Raw genomic sequence first — 24,868 nt, forward strand, 5'->3', positions numbered from 1 at the left:
CGCAGTAGGGGCAGTGCGTGTCCACGCTCAGATCCCGGCCGACGCGAGCGCCGACCCCTTGCGCAGGTACACCGCCCAGGCGACGACCGCCATGACGGCGTACATCCCGATGAACGCCCACAGGGCCGGGACGAGCGAGCCGGCGAGGCTCGTCGACGCCGCGAACCCGCGCGGGATGAGGAACCCGCCGAACGCCCCGATCGCCCCCGCGATGCCGATGCACCCCGCCGCGGCCTTGCGCGCGCGGGCCCGGGCCTCGTCGAGAGCGGCGGCGTCGACCGCCGTCGGCCCGTCGAGCGCGCCGCCCGGGACGGCGCTCGCCTGGAAGACGGCGGGGATCATGCGGTAGGTCGAGCCGTTGCCGATGCCCGTCGCGACGAACAGGACGAGGAAGGAGGCGAAGAACAGGCCGAAGCTGTGCGACCGCAGCGCCTGGATCGCGCCGAACGCCCCGAGCGCCATGACGCCGTACGACGCGATGGTGACGCGCGTGCCGCCCACCCGGTCCGCGATGACGCCGCCGAGGGGCCGCGTGACCGAGCCGACGAGCGCGCCGAGGAACGCGATCGACAGCGTCACCTCGGGGAACTGGCCCGTGAGCAGCAGGGGGAACGCCCCGGCGTACCCGATGAACGACCCGAACGTGCCGATGTAGAGGAACGAGATGATCCACGTGTGCTTGTTCCGCGTCGCGGCGGCGAACGACTTCGGGTCGGCCTTCGCGGTGGACAGGTTGTCCATGAACCGCCACGCGAGGAACGCCGCGAGCAGGATGAAGGGGATCATCATGAGCCCCGCGCGCTCGAGCGCGACGCCCGCTCCGGCGACGATGACGAGCGGCACCGCGAGCTGCACGACCGCCGTCCCCAGGTTGCCGCCCGCGGCGTTGAGCCCCAGCGCCTTGCCCTTCTCCCGCTCGGGGTAGAAGAACGAGATGTTCGCCATCGACGACGCGAAGTTCCCGCCGCCGAAGCCCGCGAGCGCCGCGACCGCGAGCATGACCCCGAACGGCGTCCCCGGGTCCTGCACCGCGACGGCGAGCGCCGCCGTCGGGAGCAGGAGCAGGAGCGCCGAGACCACGGTCCAGTTGCGGCCGCCGAACAGCGGCACCGCGAACGTGTACGGGATGCGCAACGTCGCGCCGACGAGGCTCGGCACGGCGATGAGCCAGAACTGCTGGTCGACGGTGAACGTGAACCCGGCGGCGGGGAGCTGCGGCACGACGATCGACCACAGGGCCCACACCGCGAACCCGAGGAACTCGGCGAACACCGAGATCCACAGGTTGCGCGTCGCGACCTTCCGTCCGCCGTCGCGCCAGAACGTCGGGTCCTCCGGGTCCCAGCGGTCGATCCAGCGTCCGGAGCGGTGGGTCGGGGCGGTCGCCGTGCGGCCGGCCGTCGAGGCGGTGGTCGGCCCGACGGCGGTCGTGGCCCCGGGCGCGGAGGCCGCGGCGGTCGTGGTGGTCGCGGTGCCGGAGGGGTGCTCTGCGGACTGCTCACCCTCGTGGGTGGTGGGGCTCGTGGGCGCGGACATGGCGGCTCCTTCAGCAGGTCCCGGTCAGTACCGAGGACGCTAGGAACGCCGTGTTTCCCCCGCGCGCGGCCGTCGTTAAGCCCGTGTGAGGTCTTCCGCACACCGAGCGCGGGGCCGCTGTGAGCGGTCGGCGAGGTGGTGCGGCGTGCGGCCGCGCGGGGTCAGCCCTCGACGCCCGTCGCCTCGTGCGACGAGCCGACGGGCTTCGACTCGGGCGACCCGCGCTCCCGCAGGTAGATCGCGAGCACGACCATGCTCAGGACCGCCAGCATCTCGGACTGCCAGTTCTGGAACGTCCGGCTCCAGAAGTCGGGCATCGAGAGGTACTCGGTCCAGGGCACCGGGTCCTCCAGCTCGCGCAGCTGCTCCTCGCTGAACGCGACGGCGCCCGCCGCCGACTGCGCCGCCCAGGAGCCGAGGAAGATCGCGCCCATGACGAGCGAGAGCGAGCGCGAGTAGACCGCGAGCCGCCAGCCCCCGGCCCGCGCCCAGGCCGGGGAGTCGGGCGTCGCGTGCTCGCCCACCTTCTGGTCCTCGTCGGACTCGCGGCCGGCCTCCTCGAGCTTCTTCGACTCGGGCGAGCCGCGCTGCACGAACCACACGGTCGCGGTGATGAAGAGCAGGAACTGGAGGTACTCGGACTGCCAGTTCTCGGTGACGTCGACCCAAAACGCCGACGACGCCACGTACTGGCCGAACGTCACGGGGTCCAGCCCCGCCGCGCGCTGGTCCGTGTTGAAGACCGCGACCCCGCTCACCGCCTGGGCGACGAGCGACGCGAGGAACGCGGCGGCGAAGAAGAGGCTCAGCGAGCTGGCGCGCAGCCCGCCGAGGACGCCGCCCTTGCGGGGACCGGCGCTCATCGGTGCACCGCCGCGAGCACGAACGTGACGGCGAGGCCCGCGCCGACGAGCACGAGCGTGGCCCAGAACATCAGCCGCGGGACCCTCATGCCTCGACCTCGCAGTCGTAGGGGCGGTCCTCGCGCGGGGTGCAGCCGGCGGCGGTCACGATCCAGCCGTCGCCCGACACGGCGAGGAAGAGGGTGTCGGTCGCGGTGACGACCTGCGCCTGGCGGCCGGCCACGTGGACGTCCTCGACGACGAGGTCGTCCCCCGCGGCGGCGAGCGCGGCGAGCGGACCGTCGGGCGCGGCGACCACGTCCGCGCACGGCTCGCCCTCGTCCGCGGCGAGCGCGTCCGCGGCGTCGGGCAGGAGGAGGTCGCACGCGGCGGCGCCGTCACCCCCGGCGACCGCGGCGGCGAGCTCCTCGACGACGGCCCGGGCGTCCGCGGCCCCCGGTCCGGCGCACGCGGTGAGGCCGAGCGCCGCGAGACCGACGAACGCACCCGTGGGGATCGCCGCCCGAGCCCGGCGCCCGCGTCCCGGCCCGGCTCCCGCCGTCGGCCGGACCGCCCTGCCCTGAGCGCTGCGCACGCGACCTCCCTCGAACGACACCGGTGAGGTTCACCGGCCCCTCCGAGGCCCATGCTCGCCGTTCCCCGGGTGCCCGCAAGCGGAGCACCGCGCGGGCTCAGCCCCAGACGAGGCCGCGCGCCGGGTCCTCGAGCACCTTCGCGACGTCGGCCAGCACGCGCGCGCCGAGCTCGCCGTCGACGAGGCGGTGGTCGAAGCTCAGCGCGAGCTGCGTGACCCAGCGCTTCTTGATCTTGCCCTTGTGGACCCACGGCTGCTCGCGGATCGCGCCGAAGGCGAGGATCGCGGCCTCGCCCGGGTTGAGGATCGGCGTCCCGGTGTCGATGCCGAACACGCCGACGTTCGTGATCGTGATGGTGCCGTCGGACATGTCGGCGGGCGACGTGCGGCCCGCCCGCGCGGTCGCGGTGAGGTCCGCGATCTCGCCCGCCAGGCCGTGCAGGTCGAGCCGGTGCGCGTCCTTGATGTTCGGCACGACGAGCCCGCGCGGCGTCGCGGCGGCGATCCCCAGGTTCACGTAGTGCTTGTAGACGATCTCCTGCGCGGCGTCGTCCCAGCTCGCGTTGATCTCGGGGTGGCGGCGCACGGCGAGGAGCAGCGCCTTCGCGGTGACGAGCAGCGGGGTGACGCGCACGTCGGCGAACTCCCGGTCCTCGCGCAGGGTGTGCACGAGGCGCATGGTCTTGGTGACGTCGACCGTGTGGAACACCGTGACGTGCGGGGCGGTGAACGCGCTCGTCACCATCGCCTCGGCCGTGCGCTTGCGCACCGACTTCACGGGCACGCGCGTCTGGCGGCCGTCCGGGGTGACGGCGCCGGACGCGAGCCAGGGCTGGTCGTCGTCGGCGTACGTCGCCAGCGGCTTGGCCTTCGCCTGCTCGTGGTACGCCTGCACGTCCTCGCGCGTGACGATCCCGCCCGGGCCGGTGCCGGCGACGCTGGCGAGGTCGACCCCGAGGTCCTTGGCGAGCTTGCGCACGGGCGGCTTCGCCAGCACCGGCAGGTGCACGTGCCCGACGGCGGCGGGCGTCGGCGCGCTCGCCGCGGGCACGGCCGCGGGTGCCGGGGCAGGAGCCGGGACGACGGCGGCCGGGGCCGCGTCCGGAGCGGCGGCCGGGGCCGCGTCCGGAGCGCGGCGGCGGCGACGGGCCGTACCCGGCTCGACCGTCCCGTATCCCACGAGCACCGAGCCGGAGCCGGAGGCCGCGGCGGTCGCCCCGCCCTCCGACCCGGCACCCGGGGCGGGCGAGGCAGGAGCGGGAGCCGCGTCCGCGCCGTCGGGCACGACGCCGGCCGGCGCGGCGGGCGCCGGCGCGGTGCCGGACGGGTCGGTGTCCACGACGATGATCGGCACGCCGACCTCGACCGTCGTCCCCTCGGGCGCGAGGATCTCCGTGACGACCCCCGTGTACGGCGACGGGAGCTCGACGAGCGACTTGGCCGTCTCGATCTCGACGATCGTCTGGTTGACCGTCACGGCGTCACCGACGGCGACGTGCCACTGCACGATCTCGGCCTCGGTGAGGCCCTCGCCCGCGTCGGGGAGGTTGAACTTCTCGAAGGTGGGCACTGCGTGGTCCTCCTGGTGGTCCCGGTCGGCGCTGTCGAGGTCGCGACGGTCGCGTCAGAACGCGAAGGCGCGGTCGACGGCGTCGAGCACGCGGTCGAGGCTCGGCAGGTAGTCGTGCTCGATCTTGGCGACGGGGTACGGGGTGTGGAAGCCGCCGACGCGCAGCACCGGCGCCTCGAGCGAGTAGAAGCACTCCTCCGTCACGCGGGCCGCGACCTCGGCGCCCGAGCCCAGGTAGGCCGGGGCCTCGTGCACGACGACGCAGCGCCCGGTCCGGCGCACGGACTCCACCACGGTCACGGTGTCGAGCGGGGAGATGCTGCGCAGGTCCACGACCTCGACGCTGCGTCCCTCCTGCTCGGCCGCCGCGGCGGCGCGGAGCGCGGTCGCGACGGTCGGGCCGTACGCGACGAGGGTCAGGTCGGTGCCGGGGCGGACGACGCGCGCACGGTCCAGCACGGTCGCGCCCTCGCCGCGGCCGGAGACCTCGACGGGGCCCTTCTCCCAGTAACGGCCCTTGGGCTCGAAGAACAGCACGGGGTCGGGCGAGGCGATGGCCTCCTGGATCATCGTGTACGCGTCCTGCGGCGTGGACGGCGACACCACGCGCAACCCGGCGGTGTGCGCGAACAGCGCCTCGGGGCTCTCGCTGTGGTGCTCGACGGCGCCGATCCCGCCGCCGTACGGCACGCGGATCACGACGGGCACCTGGAGCTTCCCGCCCGAGCGGTAGCCCATCTTCGCGAGCTGCGTGGTGATCTGGTCGTACGCGGGGAAGATGAACCCGTCGAACTGGATCTCGCACACCGGCCGGTAGCCGCGCAGCGCGAGGCCGATCGCCGTGCCGAGGATGCCGGACTCCGCGAGCGGCGTGTCGACGACGCGGTCCTCGCCGAAGTCCTTCTGGAGCCCGTCGGTCACGCGGAACACGCCGCCGAGCGCGCCGATGTCCTCGCCCATGAGCAGGACCTTCGGGTCGGTCTCGAGCGACCGGCGCAGGCCCTCGTTGATCGCGCGGGCGAGGGTCAGGGTCTTGTTCTCACTCATCGGGCCACCTCCGCGGCCGGCTCCTCGAAGGACTGCTGGTAGTCGGCGAACCACGCCTTCTCGCGCTCGACCACGGCGTTCGGCGTCGCGTACACGTGGTCGAACATGGTCGACGGGTCGGGCGCGGCGAGCGCGCGCACCTCGTCGCGCAGCCGCTCGCCGAGCGCGTCGGCCTCGGCCGCGACGTCGGCGGCGAACGCGTCGTCCCACGCGTCCTCGGCGCGGAGCAGGTTCTCGAGCCGGTCGATCGGGTCGCGACGGCGCCAGTACTCCTCCTGGGCCCGCGAGCGGTACTTGGTCGGGTCGTCCGACGTCGTGTGCGCGCCCATGCGGTAGGTGAACGCCTCGACGAACGTCGGACCGCCGCCCGTGCGCGCCCGTTCGAGCGCCTCAGCCGTCACGGCGTAGCACGCGAGCACGTCGTTGCCGTCGACCCGCACGCTGGGCACGCCGAACCCGCCACCGCGGCGGTACAGGGGCACGCGCGACTGCTTGGTCGTCGGCTCGGAGATCGCCCACTGGTTGTTCTGGCAGAAGAAGACGACGGGCGCGTTGTTCACCGCGGCGAACACCAGCGCCTCGTTGACGTCGCCCTGCGACGTCGCGCCGTCGCCGAAGTACGTGACGACGGCCGTGTCGCGCTCCGGGTCCCCCGACCCGACGAGGCCGTCGCGCTGGACGCCCATCGCGTACCCGGTCGCGTGGAGCGTGTGCGACCCGATGACGAGCGTGTACAGGTGCACGTTGTGCTCCGTGGGGTCCCACCCGCCGTGGTCGACCCCGCGGAACAGGCGCAGGCGCGCCGTCGGGTCGATGCCGCGCACGTGCGAGACGCCGTGCTCGCGGTAGGACGGGAACACGTAGTCCTGCGGGGCGAGCGCACGGCCGGAGCCGATCTGCGCCGCCTCCTGGCCCTTCGCCTGCGCGAACAGGCCGAGCTCACCCTGGCGCTGGAGCGACGTCGCCTCGTCGTCGAAGCGGCGCGTGAGCACCATGTCGCGGTAGAGGCCGCGCAGGGCCGCGGCGTCGAGGTGGGCGACGCGCTCGCGGTAGCCGTCCGTCTCGGGGGTCGTGACGCGAGATCCGGCCGGCGTCACGAGCTGGAGCAGGGGGGCGTCGTCGGGACCGCCCGCGACGTCGGGGAGGTCGGGGGGCGTGCTCGCGCCGTCCCGCGCGGCGGTTCTCGCGTCGTTCTCGGTCACGCGACTCTCCTTCGGTGCGGCCCGGCCGTGCGGCCGGCCCGCTCGGGGGCAGGAGGCGCCCGGTCGGGGCGCCGTCGGAACCTACGTCTCCGTAGCCTACGCAAGCGTAGGCTACGACACCGTAGGTTCGGCTGCCGACGTGTCGCCCAAGATCCGCCGGGACAGGCTGTAGGGATCCTCCAATCCCCACCGGACGGCCCCCGCGCCGACGGGGGACCGCCCTACCTCGGGTACGCGCCGCCCGCGCGCAGCGCGTCGCGCTCGCGCAGCACCGGCCAGCGCGAGAACGCGAAGACGAGGAACATGACGACGTTGAGGATCGGCACCAGGCCCACGAGGATCCACCAGCCCGAGTAGCCGGCCTTCTGGATGATCCGGACGTAGGCGACGAGGAAGATCACCGCCAGCGCGACGTAGAGGACCAGCGCGGCGGTGCCGAATGCCCAGCCGTACTCGTCGACGAGCTGGTCGGTATCGATGGAGTCCATGCTCGCGAGTGTTCTCGCGCCGTCGGCGCCCGGCAACCGGGACCGCTCGGCACGGGTCCGGGACGGACGGCCTCAGAGCCAGGTGGCGCTCACGCGCAGGAACAGGTCCGTCGCCTCCGGCTCGCCGACGCTCACGCGCAGCCCCTCGCCCGCGAACGGGCGCACGATCGCCCCGGCGGCGCGCGCCTCCTCGGCGCGCTGCGCGGTGCGCTCGCCCAGGTCGAACCACACGAAGTTCGCCTGCGACTCCGGCAGCACCCAGCCCTGGTCGCGCAGGCCCTCGACGAGGCGCGCGCGGTCGGCGACGAGGTGCTCGACCCGCTGCAGCAGCTCGTCGCGCGCCGCGAGCGACGCGATGGCCGCGCGCTGCGCGACGTGGGAGACGCCGAACGGCGTCGACACGGCGCGGATCCCCGCCGCGAGCCGCGGGCGCGCGACGGCGTAGCCCACGCGCAGTCCCGCCAGGCCGTACGCCTTGGAGAACGTGCGCAGCAGCACGACGTTCGGGTGCTGCGCGTACACCGCGAGGCCGTCCGGGGCCTCGGGGTCGCGCACGAACTCCAGGTACGCCTCGTCGAGCACGACCAGCACGTCCGACGGCACCGCCGCGAGGAACGCGTCGAGCTCCTCGCGGTGCACGACCGGACCGGTCGGGTTGTTGGGCGTGCACACCATCACGACGCGCGTCCGCTCCGTGATCGCCGCGGCCATCGCGGGCAGGTCGAGCCGGCCGACGTCCGCCCCGGTCCGCAGCGGCACCTGGACCGACGTGCCGCCCGCGACCGCGACCGCGATCGGGTAGGCCTCGAACGAGCGCCACGGGTACACGACCTCGTCGCCCGGCTCGACGACCGTCTGCAGCACGTGCGCGAGCACCGCGACCGAGCCGTTGCCCACCACGACCTCGTCCGCGCCGACGCCCAGGTCGGCCGCGAGCGCCTCGGTGAGCTCGGTCGCGTACATGTCCGGGTAGCGGTTCACGTCCGCGGCCGCGTCGGCGATCGCGGCGACGACCGACGGCAGCGGCGGGTACGGGTTCTCGTTGGAGGAGAGCTTGAACGCCGCCGCGCCCGGGGCGACACGGGCCCCGGGGACGTAGGCCGGCAGCGCGGCGACGGCGGGACGCAGGGGGACGCGGGGTTCGTGGGCCACGGTCCTCGATCATGCCACCTGCCCGGCGCGGTCCCGCCCGGGCGCGGCCCGGCGCCGTGCCCGGGCGCCGCCCGGATGGCAGGATGCCCGGTATGAGCTTCGTCGTCCGCGTCCTCGTCACCGGCCTCGCGATCTGGCTCACGAGCCTGTTCATCGACGAGCACTTCCAGATCGTCGGGTCCGACACCGCCGGCGGGCAGGTCGTCATCATCCTCGTGGTGGCCCTGCTCTACTCGCTCGTGAACGCGATCATCAAGCCGATCGTGCAGATCCTGTCCATCCCGCTCTACATCCTCACGCTGGGGCTGTTCTCGCTCGTCGTCAACGCGCTCATGCTCATGCTCACCGCGTGGATCACGGAGCAGACGGACTGGGGCATCCGCATCATCGGCGGGTTCTGGTGGGCCCTGCTCGCGGCCCTGATCATCGGGCTCATCAACTTCGCCGTCTCGGCCGTCGTGCCCCGGGCCCAGGACCGCTGACCCCGGCCGCCTCGGTCCGCGGGACGGGCGCCGCTACCGCGCGTCGTCGTCGCCTCCCCCGCCGTCCGGGCCCGGCGCGGTGAGCTCACCGGCCCCCGGACTCCCCGTGAGCGGGGTCCCCGGCACCGCGGGCGACGGCGCCCCCGGCGCCAGCACCCCCGGCGCGCCCGGGAACGGCGTGCCCGGGGCCCACGGGGGCGTGAGCGACCGCGGGACCGCCAGGTCCCCGATGCAGAACGTGGTGTCCGGGTCGGGCACCAGGCGCGCCTCGTAGACGAGCGGCTCCTCCGCCTGGCCGTCGAGCAGCCGCTCGACGTCGTCCAGGTGCTCCTCGAGGCCGCGGTCGCCCACCTCGACGGCGGCGTCCAGGACCTCCTGGTGGAAGTGCACGCTGTGCGGCCACTCGAGCGACGGCCCGCCGCCCGGAGCCGGCAGGGTCCCCGTCACCGTGACCCTGTCGGGCGTCGCCCGGTTCTCCGCGCCGTCGAGGTCGGAGATCCCCTCGCCCTGGGTCTCGAGGTGCGTGCCCTTGACCCCCGGCGGGAGGGCGTGGCCGGCGACGGGCGAGCCCGCCGTCACGACGTGCCGCACGGAGTACGTCCCGACCGTCGCCGCCGCGACGGTCGCGGCGATCATGCCGCCCTGGCTGTGCCCCACGAGCACGACGTCGTCGTCCGGCCCGATCCCGGCCTGACGCATCGCCTCCAGCACGGCGCGGGTGCTGTCGGCCTGCGCCCGCACCGCCGGGTCGTCGTCCATGAGGTCGTAGTTGGACGTCATGGTGAAGACCGACCGGAGATTGCCGGGCTGCGTACCGGGGATCGCGACCACCCACGTGGGGGTGCCGTCGTCCTTGACGATCCGCTGGACGCTGAGCGTCGAGTCCGTCGCGAGCGCGTCCACGGCGCCGAGCGCGGACCGCACGTCGGTGGGCGTCGGCAGGTCGCGTGGCGCGTCGACGAGCCGGACGTCGGGGTCGGGCAGGAAGCGGTCCCGCAGCGGCTGCGCGAGGCCGCGCAGCACCGACGCGCCGTTGCCGACGGTCGGCATCCGGTACCACGGGCGGTCGGCGTCGAGCAGGCCGATCGCCCGGCTCAGCGCACGGATCGTGGCAGGGTGCAGCGACTCTCCCGAGGTGACGACCCTCAGCGCGGACGGACGACCCTCCAGGAACGAGTGCAGGACCCCGACGGTCCCCAGGGAGAGGATGCCGATCAGCCCGGCGGTGGCGGCACCGACCGGGCTGAAGCCCCCGACGGCGAGGAGCGCGAGGTCCTGCCACAGTGCCGTCGCCGCGGCGTCCGCGTCGTCGTAGACGCGCACCGCATGCTGCAGGCGCGACGCGAGGTCGCGCAGGCCCCGCTCCTGCTCCTGCGCGAGGCCGATCGCGAGGTCGAACGCCTCGAGCGCGGCCGCGCGCGCCGCACGCACCTCCGCCGACCAGCACGGCGTGGCGTGGACGTCCCAGCCCGACGTGGCCGGGAACGGCGCCGGTGCCGCGAGGCGACCCGCGAACGACGTGGGGCTCGCGGTCGTCACGTCCACGGAGTCCCGCGCGGCTCGGAGCGCGGCCACGGTCCCGGCGACGAGGTCCGCCCGCGCGCCGAGCGCCACCGCCTGCGCGACGACCGCCGCCGTCTCGACCGCGGTCGGCTCCGTGCCGCCGCGCACCACGACCACGGGTGCCGGGCGAGGGCCGCTCACGGCACCCCCGCCGCGGCGAGCTCGGCCCGGATCCTCGCCACCTCGGCCTCGGCGAGGACGGTGAGCGCGTCGAGGCGCAGGAGGCAGCTGTCGAGCAGCATGCCGAGCCGGAGCAGACCGGCGCGCCGCTCGGCGGCGGCGTCGTCGTACGACGCGCGCGCGTGGCCCGCCCACGGCAGGTCCGGCGCGACGAGCGCGGCACCGGCCCGCGCGACGTCGTCCTGGGCGGTGAGGACCCGGGCCCGGGCGAGCGAGACGCCGAACGGCGCAGCGTCGCACGACGGGGGCGGCGGGGGCGACGAGGAGGACATGGCGGCGACCGTACGCAGGGCCTCGCCCCGGACGCCGCGGCCCCGTCCGCCGCTGTGGACGGGCCGCTCGGAAGACGGTCCTGGGGACGGCCACGCACCGCGCGGCGCCCACGGATCGCGCGCCGGCCCAGGACCGCGTGCCCGGACTGCGGGAGGCGCGGGCCGCCGTCGGGCACGCGTGGGAGAATCAGGGGCGTGCCCGAGAACCCTGCCGCAGACGCCCCTGCCCGCGTGTCGCTCGCCGAGGTGACCCCGCCGATCGCGCTCGGCCCGCTCGACGGGCGCTACCGCGCGGCCGTCGCACCGCTCGTCGACCACCTCAGCGAGGCCGCGCTCAACCGCGAGCGCGTCCACGTCGAGGTCGAGTGGCTCATCACGCTGTGCAACGGCGTCCAGGCGGTCGACGAGAACGCGGTCCGCCCGGTCGTGCCGGGCGCCCCCCAGCTCTCCGACGCGGAGGTCGCGTACCTGCGTCAGATCCCCGCGACGTTCGGCGGCGAGGAGATCGCCGAGCTCGCCGCGATCGAGCGCGAGACGGTGCACGACGTCAAGGCGGTCGAGTACTTCGTCAAGCGCCGCCTCGCCGCGGCGCCCGACGCCCTGGGCCCGGACACCGTGCTCCCCGGCGTCGGCGAGCTCGTGCACTTCGCGTGCACGAGCGAGGACGTCAACAACCTGTCCTACGCGCTCATGGTGCGCGGCGCCGTCGAGCAGGTGTGGCTGCCCGCCGCGACCGCCCTGGCCGACCAGCTCGCGGACATGGCGCGCGAGCACGCGGACGTGCCGATGCTCTCGCGCACGCACGGCCAGCCCGCGACGCCGACGACGCTCGGCAAGGAGCTCGCCGTCCTCGCGCACCGGCTGCGCCGCCAGCTCCGCCGGATCGGCGCGGCCGAGTACCTGGGCAAGCTCAACGGGGCGACGGGCACGTACGGCGCGCACACCGTCGCCGTGCCGGGCGTGGACTGGCCGTCGGTCTCGAAGCACTTCGTCGAGGGCCTGGGGCTCACGTGGAACCCGCTGACGACGCAGATCGAGTCGCACGACTGGCAGGCCGAGCTGTACGCGGACGTCGCGCGCTTCAACCGCATCCTCCACAACCTCGCGACCGACGTGTGGACGTACATCTCGCTCGGGTTCTTCACGCAGATCCCCGTCCCCGGCGCCACCGGGTCGTCGACCATGCCGCACAAGGTCAACCCGATCCGGTTCGAGAACGCCGAGGCGAACCTCGAGATCTCGTCCGCGCTGCTCGACACGCTCGGCGCGACGCTCGTCACCTCACGGCTCCAGCGCGACCTCACGGACTCGACGACGCAGCGCAACGTCGGCCCCGCGTTCGGCCACTCGCTCCTCGCGATCGACAACGTGCGCCGCGGCCTCAAGGCCCTCGCCGCGAACGCCGACCTCATGGCGGCGGACCTCGACGAGAACTGGGAGGTGCTCGGCGAGCCCATCCAGTCGGCGATGCGCGCGGCGTCGGTCGCGGGCGTCCCCGGCATGGAGAACCCGTACGAGCGCCTCAAGGACCTCACGCGCGGCCAGCGCGTCGACGCCGCGCGCCTGCGCGAGTTCGTCGCCGGCCTCGGCCTTCCGGACGACGTAGCCCAGCGCCTCGCGAACCTCACCCCGGCCACCTACACGGGCCTGGCGGCCGGCTTGGTGACGGCCTACCTGGACTGACCAGCCCCGCGCCGAACACGACATGAGGGTCGTTATCCGGTGGATAACGGCCCTCATGTCGTTCTCGCGAGCGCGCAGCGTCGTTCTCGGCGGCGCAGGTGTCAGACGGCGGTCGGCTCGCCCGGGTGCGGCGCGTCCGGGTGCGGCGTGCCTCCCGTCGCGGCGAGCAGAGCCCCGTGCGCGGCGCGCGCCTCGGAGAGCTCGTCGAGACGGTTGACGACCCAGCGCAGCACGAGCGTCGCCGCGGCGGCGAACGCCAGGAGGCCGACGACGTTCCCGAGGTCCGCCGTCTGGATGCTCACCGTGCCGGACCAGAAGAAGGTCGAGCGACTCAGCAGCACGGCGACCGCGAGACCGCCGAGCACCGGGACCGCCTGGCGCGTCCGGCGCCACAGGAGGGCGACGCCGAGGAGCAGGACGACCGGTACGGCGAGCGCCTGAAGCGTCCACGAGACCAGGGCGCCACCCGACCACCACGGCATCCCGAGGTGCGCCGCGTCGGCGGAGGTCGCCGCGACGAAGGCGCCGAGGACCAGCGCCATGGCCCAGACCGTCGCCGCCCGGAGCGCGACCGGCTCGGCGCCGACCCGGCACGTCCGTCCCGCGGCGAGCACCCCCGCGTACGCGACGAGCCCGACGACCCACGGTGCGTCGAGGTACGCGGCATAGGCGCTGCCCGCAGCGACCGACCCGACGAGCGCGGCCACGCCCGCCCCGGCGGCGAGCACCTCGACCACGAGGCCGACGCGTCGCGCCCCGACGAGCGTGAGGGCGACCGCCGCGATCCACAGGGCCCACATCGGCGCCGTCGGGACGGTCGCCGCGAGCGGCGCGCCGCCGTCCGGGCCGAGCATCGCCCGGACGATCGCCGCAGCGAACGCGAGGACGCGCGCGGCCATGACCACGAGCACCGCCGGGAGCAGCACGAACAGCAGCCCGGTCGCCGCCCGCCGCTGCCGCGGCGTCGAGCCCAGCGGCGCGAGCGCCCACTCGCGGGCGGCGGCGCGCAGCAGGTCCCACCGCTCGGCCCGGGTCGGGCGCGACTGCCCCGGCCGCGCGCCGTCGAGCAGGTGCCCGAGCATCTCGGCCTCGTGCGCCCGTCGGTACGTGTACGGGAAGAGCCGCAGGAGTCGGCGGTAGTCCCGCACGAGCACGGGGGCGACGAGCACCGTCGGGCTGGGCTCCGCCGTCGGGCTCGCCGCGGCAGGAGCGGCCGTCGCTCCGTCGCCCGCCGCACCGGGGCGGACCCCGCGGTCCCCGCTCATGCCGGCACCGCCCCGCCGTCGGCGAGACCTCCCGCGACGCCGCGGGCGGGGCGCGCCGCGACGCCGTCGCGCGCCACCGCGGACGCGCGACGGCGGGCGCCGAGGCGTTCGAGCGCGCGGCGCGCCTGGGCCTCGGCACGCTCGGCCTCGGCGGCGAGGCGCGTCCCGCCCTCCGTGGTGAGCCGGTAGTAGCGGCGCAGGCGCGAGTCGACGACCTCCTCGCGGTCGACCTCGACGAGCCCGGCGGCGACGAGCCGGTCGATCGCGCCGTAGAGCGTCCCGGCGCGCAGCGTCACGCGGCCGTCGGAGCTGGACTCGACGTCCTGCGCGATGCCGTACCCGTGCAGCGGACCGGCCGCGAGCGCGGACAGGACGAGGAACGCGGGTTCCTGGAGCGGTCTGGATGCCATGGCGACGACCATACCCTCGCGGCGAACCTATGGAGCACGACGCGCCGCAGCGCGAAACGTTTCGCACCCTCCCTGCGCTCCCCGACAGTCCCTACCGTGGCGGAGTCCTGACCCCGAGGCGACGGAGCCCCGAGCATGAGACCGACCTCCCCCACCCGACGACCCCGTGCGGCGACGCTCGTCGCCGCCGTCGCGACCCTCGCGACGCTGGGCGCCACGGCGACCGCCGGTGCGGCGCTCGCGACGACCCGCGCGGCCGCGCCCTCCGCGGCCTGCACGGTCGACTACCGCATCACGAGCGCGTGGTCCGGCGGCTTCCAGGCCGACGTCACCGTCACGAACCTCGGCGCCCCGCGCTCAGGCTGGGAGCTGGCCTGGGACCTGCCGGCGGGCGAGAGCATCAGCCAGCTCTGGAACGGCACGCTCGGGCGCGACGACGGCCGGGTCACCGTGGGCGACGTGGGATGGAACGCGTCGCTCGCCACGGGCGGCAGCGCCTCGTTCGGCCTCGTGGGCACGGCCACGTCCGCCCCGGCCGTGCCCGCGAGCTTCACGCTCGACGGCGTCGCGTGCGGCGGCGACGTCCCACCCGACCCCACCGACCCGCCGGACCCCACCGATCCCCCCGAGACGCCGGACGACGTGACGTTCCACGTGGACGAGACGAACCAGGCGTGGGAGGCCTGGCAGGCGGCGTCGGGCACGGACCGGGACCTGCTCGCGAAGATCGCGCTCACGCCCCAGTCGACGTGGGTCACCGACGCGGACGCGCAGGTGTCGCGCGCGAAGGTCGCCGCGTTCACGAGCGCCGCCGCGGCCGAGGGAGCGACGCCGCTCCTGACGATCTACGCGATCCCCGGTCGCGACTGCGGCTCGCACTCGGGCGGCGGCACCGCCGAGGCGGCGTACCGGAGCTGGGTCCAGACGGTCGCGTCCGGCATCGTCGGCGAGCCGTGGGTCGTCCTGGAGCCCGACGCGCTCGCCCAGCTCGGCGACTGCTCCGGCCAGGGCGACCGCGTCGGCATGCTGCGCGACGCGGCGCGCATCCTCACCGACGCCGGCGCGCGCGTCTACGTGGACGCGGGCCACTCCGCGTGGCTGAGCCCGGCGACCGCCGCGGCCCGCCTCCAGCAGGTGGGCCTCGACGACGCCGTCGGGTTCGCGCTCAACACGTCGAACTACCGCACGACGGCCGAGTCGCGCGCGTACGGCGAGCAGGTCGCGGCGCTGCTCGGCGGCGACGTGTCGTTCGTCGTCGACACGTCCCGCAACGGCAACGGGAGCAATGGTGAGTGGTGCAACCCCCGCGGTCGCGCGCTGGGCGACCCGCCACGCGCGGTCGACGACGGCACGCACCTGGACGCCCTGCTCTGGGTCAAGCTGCCCGGCGAGAGTGACGGGTCGTGCAACGGCGGGCCGCCCGCCGGACAGTGGTGGCAGGACGTCGCGCTCGAGCTCGCCCGCAACGCGTCCTGGTAACCCGACGCCGTCGAGCACGACCCTGCTCGCCCTCGAACACGACATTGCTGCCGTTATCGCCCGGATAACGGCAGCAATGTCGTGTTCGGCGTCTTCTGGGGGGCTAGCGGGGGTGCGCAGCGCGCACGGTTCGCCGGTTGGTGTGACGATCGTCTGTGCCGGGCCCGGCCCGGCACCATCGCCTCTCGCCGGAACTGGGGCCGCGCGAGGGGCAGGCCCGACGGCGCGTGGCTGCTGGGTGCGCCACGCGCCGTCGGGGGTGCCGGTCGTCGTCAAGCCGTCAGCGCCGAGCCGTCCGGGTCGGACGGCGCCGCGGAGGCGGCGCGCCGGAGATGGCACAGTGGGGGCGTGACGTCGCACGACCTCCCCCGCACCGACCCGCCCTCCCCCGAGCCCGCCGCGCTGCCGCCGCTGCGCACCGTCGGCTGGGTGAACGTCCGCGACGGGCGCCTGCTCGCCGTCCGCACGACCGGCAAGGACCGCTTCTTCATGCCGGGCGGCAAGGTCGAGCCCGGCGAGTCGGACGCCGAGGCGCTGGTGCGCGAGATCCACGAGGAGCTGGGGGTGCGCCTCGACCCGACGTCGGTCCGCCCCGGCTTCGTCGCCGAGGCGCCCGGGCACGGCCTCGGCGGGCGGGTCGTGCGCATGCACTGCATGTACGCCGAGCCGGCTCCCGGGTCGCCCGAGCCGGCACCGAACGCCGAGATCGCCGAGCTCGCGTGGCTGACCCCGGCCGACGCGCACCGCGTCCCGCCGGCGGGTCGGATCGTCCTCGACCGGCTCGCGGGGGTCCTCTCCGCCTGACCGCGCGCCGTGCTCGCGTGCCGCGACGCGCGCCCGATGGGGACCTCGCCCCATGAGCGGGACGAGACGCGGCGGAGCGCGCCCGCGTACGCTCCGGAGGCACGATCCGCAGCGACAGAGGGACGACCATGGGGTTCTACGGTGCCGACATCGGCGAGCTGCGCGCGCTCGCGCAGAGCCTCACGACGGCGTCCGAGGCGCTGACCACGACGCGGAGCACGCTCGACTCGACCGTGAGCGGCGCCCGCTGGGCCGGCCCGGACGGCGACGAGCTCCGCGGCCGTTGGTCCGCCGAGCTGGGCCCGGCGCTGGCCGCCGCGACCGCGACGCTCCGGGACGCGGCGGACAAGGTCCGCAAGAACGCCGACCAGCAGGAGAGCGCCAGCTCCGACGGCACGGGCGGCAGCGGCGGCCCTGGTGGCGGGCCGGGCGGCGGGCCCGGCTCCGGGGGCGGGCCGGGCTCCGGCGGTGGGCCCGGTGGCGGCGGAGGCGACGCGTCGGGCGACGAGAGCCCCGGCGGCCCCAAGGTCACGGTGAAGGGCGACCACGAGTCCGGCACGGACAACGGGAGCCTGGGCAACCCGGCGACGGAGGGCACCGACGCGAAGGTCGGGTTCGGCGTGACCCACGACCCGGAGAGCGGCGAGACCACGTACTCGGGCAGCGGCTCGCTCTCCGACTGGATGAAGACGACGAACGGGTCGAAGATCTCGTTCGGCGTCAACGGCGGTGCGGAGTACACGGTCGGCGAGAAGTCGGAGGACGGCTTCACCACGTACACGTCCAAGTCCGACGTCTCGATCGGCGTCGAGGGCGGCGTCGACAAGGGCGGCACGGGCGTCAGCGGCGGGTACACGACCGGCGTCACGTCCGCGTACACGGTGAAGGTGCCCGACGGCGCGGGCGTCACCGACCCCGGGAGCATCAACCCGTTCGACCCCCGCAGCATGCCGGTCGGCTCGTCGGTCACGATGGACGGCGGCAGCTACGCGGAGACCGAGCTCAACGCGGCGTTCCGCCACATCGCCGTCGAGTCGTCCGTCAAGGACGCGAGCGGCGTGACGAGCCTCATCGAGCGCACGGGCGACGACACGGTGCGCGTCACCGCGGGCCCCACCGAGGCGATCGCGAACCACGCGGGCCTCGGTCTCGACTTCGACGCCGTGAAGGTCATGCTCGGCAACACGACGTCGCTCGACGGCGCGTCGCTGCGCAGCGCCGAGTTCGACCTGTCCACCCCGGAGGGCCAGGCCGCGTACGACAGGTACCTCGTCACCGGCGAGATCCCCGCCGACGCGTCGACCGGGATCTCCGGCACCACGAAGATCGAGCGGGTCGAGTTCGACTCGACGTCGACCGTCGGCTTCGACACCCCCGTCGGCGGGGCCGAGTGGGAGATCGGCAAGAACACGGGCTCGCTCGTCGCGACGACCAACCCCGACGGCAGCACGGAGCAGCTCCTCACCGCGACGTACGGCGACCGCGGCGACTTCCGCATGTCGCAGGCCTTCGACGCGTCGGGGACCGAGGACGTGTCCGCGCGGACGTACTCGTTCGACGTCACGGCCGACGACATGTCGTCGCAGTACTTCAACACGAAGGAGTTCTCGGGCTTCTCCCCGTCGAGCGAGGTGTCGTCCGGCCAGCAGGTGACGATGACGCTCACGGAGTCGCAGATGAACCGCCTCGCGGACAGCGTGCGCACGGCGGTCGAGAACGACAGCCTGGGCATGCAGACGCGCATGATCGTCACGGACTACGACATGAAGCCGATCACCGACCCGTACCAGCTCGCGACCAGCCTCGCCCGCGCCGCGGACTCCGACCTCGAGCTCGTCATGATGATCTCCGAGATCAACGCGGCGGGCGACGGTTCCGCGACCGACCGCTCGGCGGCCCGGTTCCCCGGCACGGTCACGGTCGGCCACTGATCGGTCGCGGGTCCGGGCACCCGGGCCTCCCGTCGGCGTAGTGTCGCGGGGTGGGTGCCGCGCCGTTCCTCGCCGCGACGCTGCCGGTCCTGGACCTCGCGGTCGCGTCGGTCGTCGCCGTGCGCGACGCCGCGGCGCGCGCGGGCGGGTTCGACGTCGGCCCGCCCCCTGACCCGGAGCGCGTCGCCGCGGCGTTCGCGAGCGACCGGCTGCTCCGCGTCGACGGCGCCCCGGTGGACGGCTTCGCGCCGCTCTCGGGCTTCTTCCGGACCGCGGACGGCTGGGTCCGCACGCACGCGAACTACGCACACCACCGCGCGCGTCTGCTCGCCCTCCTCGACCTGCCCGCGACGGCCGACGGGGCGGCGGCGCGCGACGCCGTCGTGAGCGCCCTCGCGGACCGCTCGGCCCAGGACGTCGAGGACCGCGCCGCGGAGACCGGCGCGATCGCCGTGCGCGTCCGCAGCGAGGACGCGTGGCGCGCCACCCCGCCGGGCCGGGCGACGGCGTCGGGGCCACCGGTGCGCACGGCCGTGCGCGAGGACGCCGCGCCCGCGCGCCCGCTCGGGTCCGGGCCGCGCCCGCTCGCCGGGGTCCGGGTGCTCGACCTCACGCGCGTCATCGCGGGCCCGGTCGCGACGCGCACGCTCGCCCTGCTCGGCGCGGACGTGCTGCGCCTGGACCCACCGGGTCTGCCCGAGATCGAGGTCCAGCACCTCGACACGGGGCAGGGCAAGCGGTCGGCGCTGCTCGACCTCGCGACACGCGACGGCCTCGCCCGCGCCCAGCGCCTGCTCGACGAGGCCGACGTGCTCGTGACCGGGTACCGCCCGGGCGCGGTCGAGTCGTTCGGCCTGCGGCTCCCGCCCGGTGCCGTGCACGCGCGCGTCACCGCATGGGGCGACGACGGCCCGTGGGCCGGGCGACGGGGCTTCGACTCGATCGTCCAGGCGGTGAGCGGGATCGCGCTCGCGGAGGGGTCGCGGGACGGCACCGCGTGCGCGCCCGAGGACGCCGCGCCGGGCGCCCTGCCCGCCCAGGCGCTCGACCACGCGACGGGCTACCTCGTCGCGGCCGCCGTCGTCGACGCGCTCGCCGACCGCGCGAGCGACGGCCGCGGGCGCGCGGTCGACGGCGCGCTCGCCCGGACGGCGCGCGCCCTGCTCGCCGCCCCGGGCCGCGACCCCGCGCACGACGCTCCGCGCACTCCCGGCCCGCGCTGCGTCGTCGTGCACCCCGCGCGCCTGGACGGCCGGGACGGCCGGGACAGAGCGGCGACGACGACGCGCCCCGCGCTCGACCACCTCGCGGGCGTGCCGGTCGACGACTACCCCGCGCCCGCACGGCCGTGGGGCGTGGACGAGCCGCGGTGGACGGCGTGAGCGCCGGGCCTGAGGTCGCCGTCCACCTGCGGCGGGCGCGCGACCACATGGACGCGCACTTCACGGAGCCGCTCACCCTCGCCGGCGTCGCCGCGGTCGCGGGCTACTCGTCGTTCCACTTCGCGCGCGCGTTCGCCGCCGCGTTCGGCACGAGCCCGATGGCCTACCTCGCCACACGCCGCGTCGAGCGCGCGAAGACCCTGCTGCGCACCGCGAACCTCACCGTGACCGAGGTCTGCCACGCCGTGGGCTTCACGAGCCTCGGGACGTTCTCCGCGCGCTTCCGCGCGATCGTCGGCGTCACCCCGACGGCCTACCGGGACGAGCACGCCCGCGCCGGCGGTCCGCCCGTCCCCGGGTGCTTCGCGCTCGCGTGGGGCCGGCCGCAGCCGGTGCCCCGGCCGGCGTCGGGCTCCGCACGATCGGAGAAGCAGGACCAGGGCGGCGCGTCGTAGCGTCGAGGACGACGGCCGGCGAGGCCGTCGGCCCCGCGCCGGCAGTCGGCGCCCCGAGAGGAGAACCCGTGCTCACGCTGTCCCACACCACCGTGTTCGTGCTCGACCAGGACTCCGCCAAGGAGTTCTACACGACCGTGCTCGGCTTCGAGCTGCGCGACGACTTCTCGATGGGCGCGGAGTTCGAGGGCGGTGGCGCGGGCTTCCGCTGGCTCACGGTCGGGCCGCAGGGCGACCCGACGCGCACGATCATCCTGGCCGACTGCGCCATGGGCCGGGACCCCGAGTCCGCGGCACAGCTCCGGTCGCTGGTCGCCAAGGGGTCGATGGGGGCGGGTGTCCTCCAGACCGACGACTGCGAGGCCACCTACCGCGACCTCGTCGCGAAGGGCGTGACGTTCCGCCAGCCGCCCGCGCACCGCCCCTACGGCGTGGAGGCCGTCTTCGTCGACGACTCCGGCAACTGGTTCAGCCTCACCGAGCCGAGGTCTGCCGCCGCCGGCTGACGGGGCCCGGGCCGGACCCGGCCGAGGAGGACCCCGAGGCTCCGCGCGGGCGAGGTCAGCTGTGGTCGAGACGGCGCAGGATCGCGCCCTCGCGCAGCGCCCAGGGGCAGATCTCGACCTCGTCGACGCCGAGCGCGCGCATCGTCTCGACCGCGACCACCCCGCCCGCGACGATCTGGAACGTGCGCTCGGGCGTGATGCCGGGCAACGCGGTGCGGCCCTCGGCCGTGATGCGCGCGAGCCGCGGCACCCAGTCGGCGAGCTGCGAGCGTCGCATGCGCCACCGGTCGTCGGGGCCGACGGCCTCGGTCTGCATGCCTGCGAGCCGCGCGAGCGAGCGGAACGTCTTGGACGTCGCGACGACGTGGTCGGGCCGCGGGAGCCGGGCGAACTGCGCGACGGCGGGGGCGAGCGTCGCGCGCACGTGCTCGCGCAGCGCCTCGACGTGCTCGGGCGCGGGCGGGTCGTCGGGCAGGAAGCCCATCGTCATGCGCCCGGCGCCGAGCGGGAGGGAGACGGCGAGGTCGGGCTCCTCGTCGACGCCCGACGCGATCTCGAGCGACCCGCCCCCGATGTCGAGGACGAGCAGGCGGCCCGCGGCCCAGCCGTGCCAGCGGCGCGCCGCGAGGAACGTCAGGCGCGACTCGTCCTCGCCCGAGAGCACGCGCACCGGCTGGCCGACGCGCTCGCCGATCGCGGCGAGCACCTCGGGACCGTTGGTCGCGTCGCGCAGCGCCGACGTCGCCATCGGCAGCATCTCGTCGACGGCGGACTCGCGCGCGAGCGCCATCGCGTCGTCGACCGCGGTGAGCATCGCGGCGACTCCCTCGGGCGACAGCGACCCGTCCGGCCGGAGGTAGCGCATGATGCGCACGACCGTGCGCGCACCCGCCGCCTGCACGGGGCGTGCCGCGTACGCGGCGTCCACGACGGCGAGGTGCACGGTGTTCGAGCCGATGTCGAGGACGCCCAGGCGCGTGGTGGTGCTCACCCGCCGAAGCCTAGCGGCGCGGCGAGGGCCGCCGCCGGGCGGGGTGCCCGACGACGGCCCTCGTGCGGGAGCGCGAGCGCTCCCCTGTCGCGACCGGACCGCGGGTCAGCCGCAGTCGAGCGCCTCGTACGCCACGTCGACCTGGGACGTGGTCCCGTCCGCGGCGACGACGGTCACGGTGGCCGTGCCCGCCGCGACGGACGTGGTGCGCGTCGTGAACGACTGGTAGGCGTTCTTGCCCGGCTGCACGTGCCGGACCGTCCGCTCGCCGAACGGCGTCGAGAGCGTCACGTCGACGGGCTCGTCGGCCGTGCTGGTCGCACGGACCGCGACGAACGCCCGGCCGCCGAGGCAGCGCGCGCTCGCCTCGACCTCGACCGGCGCGGGCGGGGCCGCCGCGGAGACCGACGGGATCCGGTCGGCGGCCGCGGTGCCCCACGTGAGGCCCGCGCTCGTGTCGGACAGCTCGAAGTCGAGCGTGCCGCCGTCCTGCAGCGCCGCGACGTCGAGCCACGCGGCGGTGTGCGCGACGCCGTCGACCTCGAGGCCCGCGACGTAGCTCGGGAGCTTCTCGTTGGCGCCCGCAGCGTCGATCTGCACCGTCGCGCCGGCGTCGGTCGTGAGCGTCGCGGCCTGCACCTTGGGCGCGTTGAGCGCGAGGATCCCGGAGCCGGGCATGACGGGCTCGAACCCCAGGGACGCCATGACGTACCAGGCCGCGAGCGTGCCGAGGTCGTCGTTCCCGACGCCGCCGCCCGGGGTGTCCGGGAAGCGGTTGAGGTTCGCGGCGAGCACGTCGTTCGTCTTCCACGGCTGGCCCACGTAGCCGTAGAGCCACGCGTTCATGATCGTCGGCTCGTTGCCCGGGTTGTAGCGGATCGTCGTGTAGTACGAGCTGCCGCCCTTGGCCCACGTGCTCGGCGAGACGCCGGGGTTCGCGGCGAGCGCCGGCTGGTCGAAGTAGTAGTCGAGGCGCTCGACGAACCCGTCCTCGCCGCCCATGACCTCCTGGAGGCCCGTGACGTCCTGCGGCACCATCCACTGGTACTGCCACGGCACGCCCTCGTGGAAGCCGGAGCGCGTGACGTCCGTCAGCTCGGGCAGCGTGACGAACTCGCCCGTCGGGCGCTTCGCGTTGACCATGCCCTGGAAGCCGCCGGAGAGCTGGACGTCCGGGTTCCAGAGGTTGCGCCAGTTGCGACCCTTGTCGAGGAACGCCTGGCCGCCCTCGCGGCCCGTGCGCTCGGCCGCGGCGCCGAGGCTCGCGTCGGCGAGCGCGAGCTCGAGCGTCGCCGAGCCGCCGTGGCGGTACTCCTCGAACTGGCCGCCGAGGCCGCCCTCGTTCTCGGGGTAGAACGGCACGTGGCCGTGCTCGGCGTAGAACTCGGTGCTGCGCCGCCCGACGGACGCGACGTCGTCCGGCGGGGTCGTCGTGGCGTTCTCCACGAGGTAGCCCCACAGCTCGTCGGCGATGTCGTCGGGGACCGTGCCGAGCGCGAAGTTCTCCGCGAGCCACGGCGTGACGGGGTCGCCCGCCATGATGTTGGTCTCCAGCGCGCCGAGCGACCAGCGCGGCAGCCAGCCGCCCTCGACGCGGTGCTGGTACATCGAGCGCACGATGTCCTGCGCGCGCTCCGGCAGCAGGAGCGCGTGCAGCGTCGCCTGGGTGCGGTACGTGTCCCAGAGCGAGAAGTTCTGGTAGTAGTCCCAGCCGTCGGCCTGGTGGACCTCGAGGTCCATGCCGCGGTACCGGCCGTCGACGTCGCTGCCGATCGTCGGCGAGAGCAGCGTCTTGTAGAGCTGGGTGTAGAAGATCCGGCGCTGGTCGGGCGACGCGTCGATCGCGGCACGGCCCAGCTCGGCGTTCCACGCGTCGCGCGCCTCCTCGCGCACGGTGTCGAACGCGACCTGGCCGCCCTCGACCGTGGCCTCGGCCTCGCGGTTGGCGCGCGCGCCGTCGACGCTCACGAACGACACGCCCACGCTCACCTCGACGTCGCGGTCGGTCGTGGTGTCGAACACCGCGACGGCGCCGTTGTTGCCGCCCGCGACCTCGCTCGTCGTGGACCCCGCGACGTACCGCGCGTCGGCGCCCCACGTGCCGCTCGACGCGACCGGGCGGTCGAACGTCGCGCTGAAGAAGTACCGCTGCTTGTCCGGCGTGCCGCCGCAGAAGCCGCCGTTGTCGACCCAGCCCTCGAGCGTGCGGTCGTCGACCCACGTCACCGAGCTCGCGCCGGCGTCGCGCAGCGTCTGGCCCACGTTGAACGACAGGTGCGACGTCGTCGAGGCGGGGAACGTGTAGCGGTGCGCGCCGACGCGCGTGGTCGCGCTGAGCTCGGCGTGCACGTCGTTCGCGAGCGTCACCTCGTAGAACCCGGCGGAGGCGTGCTCGGTGTTCTTCTGGTCCTTGATCGCGATGAAGGAGCGCGACGTGCGCGGGGTCGCGCTCGTGTCCGGCGTGACGAGCAGCTCGCCCGCCGCGGGGCAGCCCGCGCTGTTCACGTGCCGGTGGCTGAAGCCCCACACGCGCCCCGCGTTCGTGCTGTACGACGTCGAGGCGTAGGAGTTCGTGTTGTCCGGGCTGAGCTGGACCATGCCGAACGGCACGGTCGCGCCCGGGTAGGCGTTGCCCTCGCTCTCGGTGCCGACGAACGGGTTGACCTCGAGCGTGAGGTCGTCGCCCGCGGCGGCGGTGACGGCGCCGTCGCCGGCGGGGGCGGCGCCCGCGGCGGCGGGCAGCAGCGTGCCCGGCGCGACGGCGAGCGCGAGCCCGGCGGCGAGCAGGGCGAGTCGTGGTCGTCTCATGCCATGTCCTCTTCGACGTGCGACCGGGCTGCGTCGCCCGGGGCGCCCCGGGTCCGCCGGCCAGGTGCCGCCCGGGCCGCTCGTGGCGGGGCGACGGTGCTCCTGGTCGACGACGGGCGTCCGCCGGTCACTCTCTCCCGGCGATGACTGCGCTGTCAATTACGTGCCCGGGCACACCGCTCGGCCGATCATGGAGGCCCGCAGCGGCCGAACCCGGGGTGATTC

The 24,868-nt window shown here is 74.9% G+C and carries 22 protein-coding genes; 8 read left to right on the forward strand and 14 right to left on the reverse strand.

Annotated features, from left to right (window positions below; genetic code table 11):
- Positions 1–27: 27 nt before the first annotated feature.
- The 8 genes from ACTJIY_RS03230 to hisC all read right to left on the reverse strand — a co-directional run bounded on the left by ACTJIY_RS03230 (position 28) and on the right by hisC (position 8,432).
- Positions 28–1,536 (reverse strand): MFS transporter, encoded by a 1,509-nt coding sequence (locus ACTJIY_RS03230; protein ID WP_440673350.1) that lies wholly within the window; start codon positions 1,534–1,536, stop codon positions 28–30.
- 161 nt (positions 1,537–1,697) lie between these two features.
- Positions 1,698–2,399: a DUF6766 family protein gene (locus ACTJIY_RS03235; protein ID WP_353707211.1), complete on the reverse strand. Its 702-nt coding sequence runs from the start codon at positions 2,397–2,399 to the stop codon at positions 1,698–1,700.
- An 85-nt stretch (positions 2,400–2,484) separates the two neighbouring features.
- Positions 2,485–2,973: a hypothetical protein gene (locus ACTJIY_RS03240; RefSeq protein ID WP_440673349.1), complete on the reverse strand. Its 489-nt coding sequence runs from the start codon at positions 2,971–2,973 to the stop codon at positions 2,485–2,487.
- Positions 2,974–3,070: 97 nt separating this feature from the next.
- A complete protein-coding gene (locus ACTJIY_RS03245) occupies positions 3,071–4,543 on the reverse strand; it encodes a dihydrolipoamide acetyltransferase family protein (protein ID WP_440673348.1) in 1,473 nt (490 codons plus the stop codon).
- A gap of 54 nt (positions 4,544–4,597) precedes the next feature.
- Positions 4,598–5,590, reverse strand: coding sequence for an alpha-ketoacid dehydrogenase subunit beta (locus ACTJIY_RS03250; RefSeq protein WP_353707208.1), 993 nt, complete (start codon positions 5,588–5,590; stop codon positions 4,598–4,600).
- Positions 5,587–6,792, reverse strand: coding sequence for a pyruvate dehydrogenase (acetyl-transferring) E1 component subunit alpha (gene pdhA / locus ACTJIY_RS03255; RefSeq protein WP_374614819.1), 1,206 nt, complete (start codon positions 6,790–6,792; stop codon positions 5,587–5,589). The genes ACTJIY_RS03250 and pdhA overlap by 4 nt, the downstream gene beginning before the upstream one ends.
- A gap of 221 nt (positions 6,793–7,013) precedes the next feature.
- Entirely contained in the window at positions 7,014–7,280 is a 267-nt protein-coding gene (locus ACTJIY_RS03260; RefSeq protein WP_353707207.1) for a DUF805 domain-containing protein, read from the reverse strand.
- Positions 7,281–7,352: 72 nt separating this feature from the next.
- Positions 7,353–8,432, reverse strand: coding sequence for a histidinol-phosphate transaminase (hisC, locus tag ACTJIY_RS03265; RefSeq protein WP_253052103.1), 1,080 nt, complete (start codon positions 8,430–8,432; stop codon positions 7,353–7,355).
- Positions 8,433–8,524: 92 nt separating this feature from the next.
- On the opposite strand from hisC, the gene ACTJIY_RS03270 reads away from it, so the two are divergent.
- A complete protein-coding gene (locus ACTJIY_RS03270; protein ID WP_253052101.1) occupies positions 8,525–8,914 on the forward strand; it encodes a phage holin family protein in 390 nt (129 codons plus the stop codon).
- 33 nt (positions 8,915–8,947) lie between these two features.
- Here ACTJIY_RS03270 and ACTJIY_RS03275 read toward each other — a convergent pair whose 3' ends face one another.
- Together ACTJIY_RS03275 and ACTJIY_RS03280 are read right to left on the reverse strand one after the other, a co-directional pair.
- A complete protein-coding gene (locus tag ACTJIY_RS03275; protein ID WP_440673347.1) occupies positions 8,948–10,618 on the reverse strand; it encodes a PGAP1-like alpha/beta domain-containing protein in 1,671 nt (556 codons plus the stop codon).
- Positions 10,615–10,929 carry a hypothetical protein gene (locus ACTJIY_RS03280; RefSeq protein WP_439158302.1) on the reverse strand — a complete coding sequence of 105 codons (315 nt, stop codon included), beginning with the start codon at positions 10,927–10,929 and terminating at the stop codon, positions 10,615–10,617. Before ACTJIY_RS03280 ends, ACTJIY_RS03275 begins: the two co-directional genes overlap by 4 nt.
- A gap of 195 nt (positions 10,930–11,124) precedes the next feature.
- On the opposite strand from ACTJIY_RS03280, the gene purB reads away from it, so the two are divergent.
- The gene (gene purB / locus ACTJIY_RS03285) at positions 11,125–12,612 is read left to right on the forward strand and encodes an adenylosuccinate lyase (protein ID WP_440673346.1); all 1,488 of its coding nucleotides are present in this window, start codon (positions 11,125–11,127) and stop codon (positions 12,610–12,612) included.
- A gap of 101 nt (positions 12,613–12,713) precedes the next feature.
- Here purB and ACTJIY_RS03290 read toward each other — a convergent pair whose 3' ends face one another.
- Complete coding sequence (locus ACTJIY_RS03290; protein WP_440673345.1) at positions 12,714–13,877, reverse strand: hypothetical protein; 1,164 nt, start codon at positions 13,875–13,877, stop codon at positions 12,714–12,716.
- Entirely contained in the window at positions 13,874–14,287 is a 414-nt protein-coding gene (locus tag ACTJIY_RS03295; RefSeq protein ID WP_440673344.1) for a PadR family transcriptional regulator, read from the reverse strand. Before ACTJIY_RS03295 ends, ACTJIY_RS03290 begins: the two co-directional genes overlap by 4 nt.
- A gap of 135 nt (positions 14,288–14,422) precedes the next feature.
- Between ACTJIY_RS03295 and ACTJIY_RS03300 the strand changes: the two genes are divergently transcribed.
- The 6 genes from ACTJIY_RS03300 to ACTJIY_RS03325 all read left to right on the forward strand — a co-directional run bounded on the left by ACTJIY_RS03300 (position 14,423) and on the right by ACTJIY_RS03325 (position 20,844).
- Positions 14,423–15,766, forward strand: coding sequence for a glycoside hydrolase family 6 protein (locus ACTJIY_RS03300; protein WP_440673343.1), 1,344 nt, complete (start codon positions 14,423–14,425; stop codon positions 15,764–15,766).
- Positions 15,767–16,114: 348 nt separating this feature from the next.
- On the forward strand, positions 16,115–16,570 hold the full coding sequence (locus ACTJIY_RS03305; protein ID WP_253052089.1) for an NUDIX hydrolase: 456 nt from the start codon (positions 16,115–16,117) through the stop codon (positions 16,568–16,570).
- Positions 16,571–16,698: 128 nt separating this feature from the next.
- Entirely contained in the window at positions 16,699–18,501 is a 1,803-nt protein-coding gene (locus ACTJIY_RS03310) for a hypothetical protein (RefSeq protein WP_439158298.1), read from the forward strand.
- Positions 18,502–18,551: 50 nt separating this feature from the next.
- Positions 18,552–19,883, forward strand: coding sequence for a CoA transferase (locus ACTJIY_RS03315; RefSeq protein WP_440673342.1), 1,332 nt, complete (start codon positions 18,552–18,554; stop codon positions 19,881–19,883).
- Complete coding sequence (locus ACTJIY_RS03320) at positions 19,880–20,338, forward strand: helix-turn-helix transcriptional regulator (protein WP_440673341.1); 459 nt, start codon at positions 19,880–19,882, stop codon at positions 20,336–20,338. Before ACTJIY_RS03315 ends, ACTJIY_RS03320 begins: the two co-directional genes overlap by 4 nt.
- Positions 20,339–20,406: 68 nt before the next feature.
- Positions 20,407–20,844, forward strand: a complete 438-nt coding sequence (locus ACTJIY_RS03325; protein ID WP_253052081.1) for a VOC family protein — start codon at positions 20,407–20,409, stop codon at positions 20,842–20,844.
- A gap of 55 nt (positions 20,845–20,899) precedes the next feature.
- On the opposite strand, the gene ACTJIY_RS03330 is transcribed toward ACTJIY_RS03325, so the two are convergent.
- Positions 20,900–21,835 carry a Ppx/GppA phosphatase family protein gene (locus ACTJIY_RS03330; RefSeq protein ID WP_253052079.1) on the reverse strand — a complete coding sequence of 312 codons (936 nt, stop codon included), beginning with the start codon at positions 21,833–21,835 and terminating at the stop codon, positions 20,900–20,902.
- A gap of 105 nt (positions 21,836–21,940) precedes the next feature.
- Positions 21,941–24,643 carry a GH92 family glycosyl hydrolase gene (locus tag ACTJIY_RS03335; protein WP_440673340.1) on the reverse strand — a complete coding sequence of 901 codons (2,703 nt, stop codon included), beginning with the start codon at positions 24,641–24,643 and terminating at the stop codon, positions 21,941–21,943.
- Positions 24,644–24,868: the final 225 nt, after the last annotated feature.

Origin of the sequence: Cellulosimicrobium sp. 22598, from assembly GCF_052044445.1 — a bacterium.
Classification (GTDB): Bacteria; Actinomycetota; Actinomycetes; order Actinomycetales; family Cellulomonadaceae; genus Cellulosimicrobium; species Cellulosimicrobium cellulans_G.

What these genes read in the sequence shown, in the direction of transcription:
- ACTJIY_RS03230 (WP_440673350.1), bottom strand. Translation starts at nt 1,536, where the DNA reads ATGTCCGCGCCCACGAGCCCCACCACCCACGAGGGTGAGCAGTCCGCA.
- ACTJIY_RS03235 (WP_353707211.1), bottom strand. Translation starts at nt 2,399, where the DNA reads ATGAGCGCCGGTCCCCGCAAGGGCGGCGTCCTCGGCGGGCTGCGCGCC.
- ACTJIY_RS03250 (WP_353707208.1), bottom strand. Translation starts at nt 5,590, where the DNA reads ATGAGTGAGAACAAGACCCTGACCCTCGCCCGCGCGATCAACGAGGGC.
- ACTJIY_RS03260 (WP_353707207.1), bottom strand. Translation starts at nt 7,280, where the DNA reads ATGGACTCCATCGATACCGACCAGCTCGTCGACGAGTACGGCTGGGCA.
- ACTJIY_RS03270 (WP_253052101.1), top strand. Translation starts at nt 8,525, where the DNA reads ATGAGCTTCGTCGTCCGCGTCCTCGTCACCGGCCTCGCGATCTGGCTC.
- ACTJIY_RS03280 (WP_439158302.1), bottom strand. Translation starts at nt 10,929, where the DNA reads ATGTCCTCCTCGTCGCCCCCGCCGCCCCCGTCGTGCGACGCTGCGCCG.
- ACTJIY_RS03290 (WP_440673345.1), bottom strand. Translation starts at nt 13,877, where the DNA reads ATGAGCGGGGACCGCGGGGTCCGCCCCGGTGCGGCGGGCGACGGAGCG.
- ACTJIY_RS03295 (WP_440673344.1), bottom strand. Translation starts at nt 14,287, where the DNA reads ATGGCATCCAGACCGCTCCAGGAACCCGCGTTCCTCGTCCTGTCCGCG.
- ACTJIY_RS03300 (WP_440673343.1), top strand. Translation starts at nt 14,423, where the DNA reads ATGAGACCGACCTCCCCCACCCGACGACCCCGTGCGGCGACGCTCGTC.
- ACTJIY_RS03310 (WP_439158298.1), top strand. Translation starts at nt 16,699, where the DNA reads ATGGGGTTCTACGGTGCCGACATCGGCGAGCTGCGCGCGCTCGCGCAG.
- ACTJIY_RS03335 (WP_440673340.1), bottom strand. Translation starts at nt 24,643, where the DNA reads ATGAGACGACCACGACTCGCCCTGCTCGCCGCCGGGCTCGCGCTCGCC.